4 protein-coding genes are annotated in these 4,798 nt (G+C 64.7%); all 4 read right to left on the bottom strand.

The features are described from left to right. Positions 1–41: 41 nt before the first annotated feature. On the bottom strand, positions 42–350 hold the full coding sequence (locus AB0I10_RS40270; protein WP_363157714.1) for a sigma factor-like helix-turn-helix DNA-binding protein: 309 nt from the start codon (positions 348–350) through the stop codon (positions 42–44). A 221-nt stretch (positions 351–571) separates the two neighbouring features. Continuing rightward, positions 572–1,417: a helix-turn-helix transcriptional regulator gene (locus AB0I10_RS40265; protein ID WP_363157713.1), complete on the bottom strand. Its 846-nt coding sequence runs from the start codon at positions 1,415–1,417 to the stop codon at positions 572–574. Positions 1,418–1,806: 389 nt separating this feature from the next. Further along, positions 1,807–2,073 carry a hypothetical protein gene (locus AB0I10_RS40260; RefSeq protein WP_363157712.1) on the bottom strand — a complete coding sequence of 89 codons (267 nt, stop codon included), beginning with the start codon at positions 2,071–2,073 and terminating at the stop codon, positions 1,807–1,809. Between the two features lie 1,231 nt (positions 2,074–3,304). Next, positions 3,305–4,075, bottom strand: coding sequence for a transposase (locus tag AB0I10_RS40255; protein ID WP_363157711.1), 771 nt, complete (start codon positions 4,073–4,075; stop codon positions 3,305–3,307). Positions 4,076–4,798 lie beyond the last annotated feature (723 nt).

Genomic DNA, 4,798 nt, shown 5'->3' with positions numbered 1-4,798 from the left:
TCGATGGCCAACGAAGTCGCGGACCTGCGCTGAGCCTGCGCCTACAGCGGCGATGAGGCGCCGCGGAGTGTACGCTCAGCCTCCCGCAGAAGGACTGCCAGGGCGGACTCGTCAACACCCATCAGGTCGGCGACCTCCACCAGTGGCATCCCCAGGCGGTAGCGCAGCAGGACAGCGTCTGCCTGACGAACAGGGAGCACATCGTGCAAGGCATCCACGTCGACTGCGTCGGCTGAGGCAGACCGGACAGCGGAAACAGCATGGCTCAGAACGCGCCAGGAGACTGCGGATGGGCATGAACTGCGAAGCACATCAGCCCAGATGGCCGACAGAGCACCGAAGGCCGCCATCACTGCGCCGCGGCCAGCGCTCCCCCTCCCGAGACGAACCTCGGCATACCGCAGGTATCTCTGCTCATACAGCAGCTGAAACGCGGCGAACCCCCGCGACGCTGATGCCGCCACGTTCCCACTGCGCTCATCCGTCGGCAGCCAAGGTATGGGGCAGGAGTGTGGCGTACGGGTCATCGCGATCTCGCTTCCCTCGACAGGGCTCTCGGCGTCCCCGCAGGTCACGGCGAACCGGTGCCGGCGTCGGGGCCGACATCCGGTAGTGCGGAACGTGGCAACCCCCCAGGAGGGAAGAGAACCTGCGAGGCGAGGAACGCGTAGTGAAACTCCTCCCACAGTCGCCGGAAGTCACCGGGGCGCCCGCCCAGCCTCGCTATGAGCGCGCCTGTCGTCGCCCAGTCGGGGACGACGTCTCCCCGAAGTACCTCGCCAACGGCAGCAGCTGACAACTCTCCCTCGACGCTCAGCTGCTCCAGGTCAGGGCAGGCAGCTGCCAGATACAGCCCTCGAAGCGCGTCCTGCAGGCGCTGGGCCGCACCCTCTACCGTCTGCCGCGACGGGTAGGCCACGCCCTGCGCGCTCTCCCACAACACCCGCAGCTCCGCTGCGTTGCCCCCGAAGATCGTCGCCAGCATGTGCACGACCGGCCAGCTGGGCACCCGCTCACCCGCCAGGACGCGCGAGACATAGGACGGGGACAGATCCGCCTGCTGCGCCGCGTCTTGGATGGTCAATGTGCTCTTGCGCTGCAGATACGACAGAGCCGACGCCAGCTTCTGTGACGCACCGCCCGCGGGCGCAGCCGACGGAGCGGGGTCCACCGACTCTGCGGCGTGCCGCGGCCTGCTGATCCGATGGGAAGGGCAAGGGCAGCGCTCTTGTGCACGACGTGCAAGGAGGCGCTTGACCTTGCGCTCGCCCCACCGGTCCCGAGCCGTTTCGATACTGACACCTGCCGCAGCAGCCACGGCATCCCAGCCGGTGCCGTCCGCCCTGGCATCGTGCACTGCCGCAGCCGTGTAGTAGCCGACCTCACGGGTCACGCTGTTGGCGTGCTCCAGCAGCACCGGCAAAGGGGACCGTTGGTGCTCTGCCTCAAGGAGACGGGCCGCCAGGACGTGGACGTTTTCGGAAATCGGCCCTCCCCACGGGCAGGCGTCCACGGGCTGACGGGGGGCGGACTTGCCGTCACGTTGCCGCTGTGCGCGTCGGCGGCACGCTTTGTCGCAGTAATCCTTCTTACGCCCCGGGCCTGTCCGCTGCAGGAACCGGCGGCCACAGTGCGCACAACGTCTGTAGCCGGATGGAGTATTCACCTTCTGTTTCTCTCTCCCACTCGGTACTTTCTGCGACAGCACGCAGCGCAAAGAACATTCACGGCTCGCGTGCCGACCAGCCATTGGCAGGGCGCCCTGTCCCTGAGCGGAGCGTCGCCCAGGGACAGGGACTCAGTGCCTCACTTGAAGCGAAGCCGCAGGTAGCGAACGGAAGACAACCCGGCAATCCCGGCCAGCGCCAGAAGGAACGCCCTGTCCCAGGAAGCCGGCACGGCACCCTCCGTGAGAGCCGACACCACGATGACCACCACGATGACGGCGCTCAGACGCAGCGTGACATCAAAGGCATGCACCACACAGGTTTCGGCATGCGAAACCGGAGGAATGCTAAATTCACGCGTCGCCGGGGGCAGGGAAACAGCACCTCGGCGAAACCGGTCGATCATCACATCTCCTGTATCGATCGCAACATAGCCCCGGGGAGTGGCTGCAATCCACCCCCGGGGTTCCTCCGTTGGGAGGGCGTTTGACGCTACATCGCCGACAACGCCTTCCGCTATCGCTCAAAGACTCCGTGCAAATCACCTCCCGTCTTGAGTCTTTGGCCTGCTCTCTGTCGCTCGCATGCGTCCGATTCGAGAATCGCTCAACTCTGAAAAAGATGCGATCAAAAAAGGTCGTGAACCTCATCAGTTCGCTCATGGAGCGAAGGCTTGCCGCAGATTACGCAACATCGGCCACCTGTCCGCCGGTGTTGTGATTAGCGAGAAGTGTGAGAGGTGGGGGTCGAGAGTTGCACCCTTTCGGGTGAATGTGGGCCCTGGATGCACGTGCAGATGCAAAAAAATCCGGGTCTCGCCACGGAACGCGAGGCCTTCGGGGACATGCTCGGCAGGCATCGAACCCGTGCAGGACCTACTCCTTCGGGCTCATGCAGCACGTCCGACTCACTTGCTGGGCCGGCCACCGGGGAGTGAGCCCCAACCAGAGTTGGCGCACTTCGACCGGGCTGGTCGATCGTGCGGCCACGGTGATGGACGCCAAAGCCGGCACACGGCGACTTCACCCTCGCCGCTACGTGTTGCGAGGCGACCAAACACGGATCAACTTGTCATAGGTGCCGACAGGCGGCAGCGCGGCAGCAACACGCAGCACAAGGCTCTTCTCATTGGCGAGGAGACTTCCTGCGATCGCCGCTCGGGGCGAGTTCGAGGGCACTGGCCAGGGCGTGGACGAGCGCGGCATGCGCAGGCAGATCGCCCGGCCGCTCGTCGCTGAAACCATTCAGGATGGCGGTGGTTGTGCTCCGCAATCCGCAATCCGCAATCCGCAATCCGCAATCCGCATACGCGTGCGATGTGCACGAAGTCCGAAGGCGCTGGCTCGATGCCCCGCTGGCTTCGGCCGTTGCGCATATCGGCTCAACGGGCGCTGTCCAGTGCGACGAACCACGCTTCAGACGCCAACTACACCGCTACGGTCGCTCCGTGAAGGAACCTGTGATCGGCGAATCTGGCCCCTTCATCCCATGCTCCCGATCGATTACATCGAGACGCTGCCGCAACTGACGGCATATGCCTGCTTCTACCTTCGCGACCACGTCGTAGGGAGTGAGTGCTTCTAAGGGGTGTCCCGTAATTGATCTTCGGCGTGCTGAGTGGCCTGCTGGTTTCTTCGTCACCCCGCGAGGGTGAGGTTGTGCAGGCGGGCGATGCCGAGCATCGCGTGGTGAACGCCGTCGCCCTTGAGACGGCAGTCACGCAGGATCTTCCAGGTCTTCATGCGGGCGAAGGCATGCTCGGCTCGGGCGCGGACCTTGCGGTGGGAGGCGTTGTGCTCTTCCTTCCAGGCCGGGAGTTCGGCCTGGCCGCGTTCGCGGCGATGTGGGATGACCAGGCCGGTTCCCCGGTAGCCGCCGTCCGCGATGACCGTGGTGCGGCCGACGGCGTCCTTGGCGCCGGACAGCTCCCACGCCTTGCAGTCGTTGCGGTTGCCGGGCAGCGGCCGGCCGACGGCGACGACGAGCCGGGTGTCGGCATCGATCACGACCTGGTGGTTGGTCGAGTACCGGTAATTCTTCGACTGCTCGGCAACACTGTGATCACGTGTGGGGACCAAGGTGCCGTCCACGATCAGCACCGTGTCCTTGCGGAACCGCTTGCGTTGCTGGAGGGCGAGCGCGGGTCCGAGGTGGTCGATGACGCGGTCGGCCGCGGACTTGGACACCCCGAACAGCGGCGCCAGTTGGCGCAGGGTCAGGTTCGTCCGCCAGTAGGCGGCGACCAGCAGAACGCGGTCCTCCAGCGGCAGGCTCCACGGCCGGCCCTTGCGCACAGGATCTGCACCTTCTCGCCGCAACGCAGTGATCAGCTTGCCGAACTGACGCGGGCTCAGCCCGGTGAACGGGGCTATCCAAGACGGCTCCGACGCCGTGATCACACCAGCCACGGCAAGATCATCTCACCGTGGCCAGCAGTTACGGGACACCCCTTAGTGCGCGACTACCGTCCTGACGCGTCATTTCCAACTCTGTCCACGGACTATGTCGACCAGGTCTGAGGGCAAGAACCTGGATCCGTAGAGACGATCCGGTCACCTGACGAATAGTTCCGGCAACGCATCGAGCCGCTACAGACGCGAGGGTGAAGCTGGGCAAGCCACAGAGTCAGGCCCCATACCCTGCATCACGCGCGACCGAACCCCTCTTGCCGTCGCCAGCCGTGAGAGCGCGCAACTCATTCGCGACTCACGATCCTCTGCGCAAGGCTCTGCACCTCTTCGAAGTCAGCACCGTGGATGTATTCCTTGTCACTCAGCCGCCAATGGCACGCGGCAAGGAAGCCACGCGCTTCCGTTCCCACGCCTGAGCCTTCAGCGAGCGGGGAGACGCCCAGCCATCCACAAGGGAATGACCTTCGTTGGAGCCGATCACCCAGATAAGCGGGTTCGTCCGCTTCGCAAATACATTGCACGCGCCGCGACCGAAGTGACGCCCAATCAGGTTTGACTGACGGTACGTCAGCCAAGTCAGCATGCATCCTGCCAGAGGTGGTGACAGATGATGGCACATGCGCATGCGCCAATCCGCCCTGTACCACCTCTGAGCTGCATAGATGCTGGCCAACCCGCTACACCCGCAACGTTGCCCCAAACCCGGTGCCAATGGAAGCT

This window comes from Streptomyces sp. NPDC050636, assembly GCF_040654775.1.
GTDB lineage: Bacteria > Actinomycetota > Actinomycetes > Streptomycetales > Streptomycetaceae > Streptomyces.
The sequence above is the reverse complement of the archived record's forward strand: the minus strand, read 5'-3'. Positions and strand labels throughout refer to the sequence as shown.

Bases quoted from the DNA above. Each gene is read 5' to 3' on its own strand.
- AB0I10_RS40260 (WP_363157712.1), bottom strand. From the start codon at position 2,073: ATGATCGACCGGTTTCGCCGAGGTGCTGTTTCCCTGCCCCCGGCGACG.
- AB0I10_RS40270 (WP_363157714.1), bottom strand. From the start codon at position 350: ATGGCGGCCTTCGGTGCTCTGTCGGCCATCTGGGCTGATGTGCTTCGC.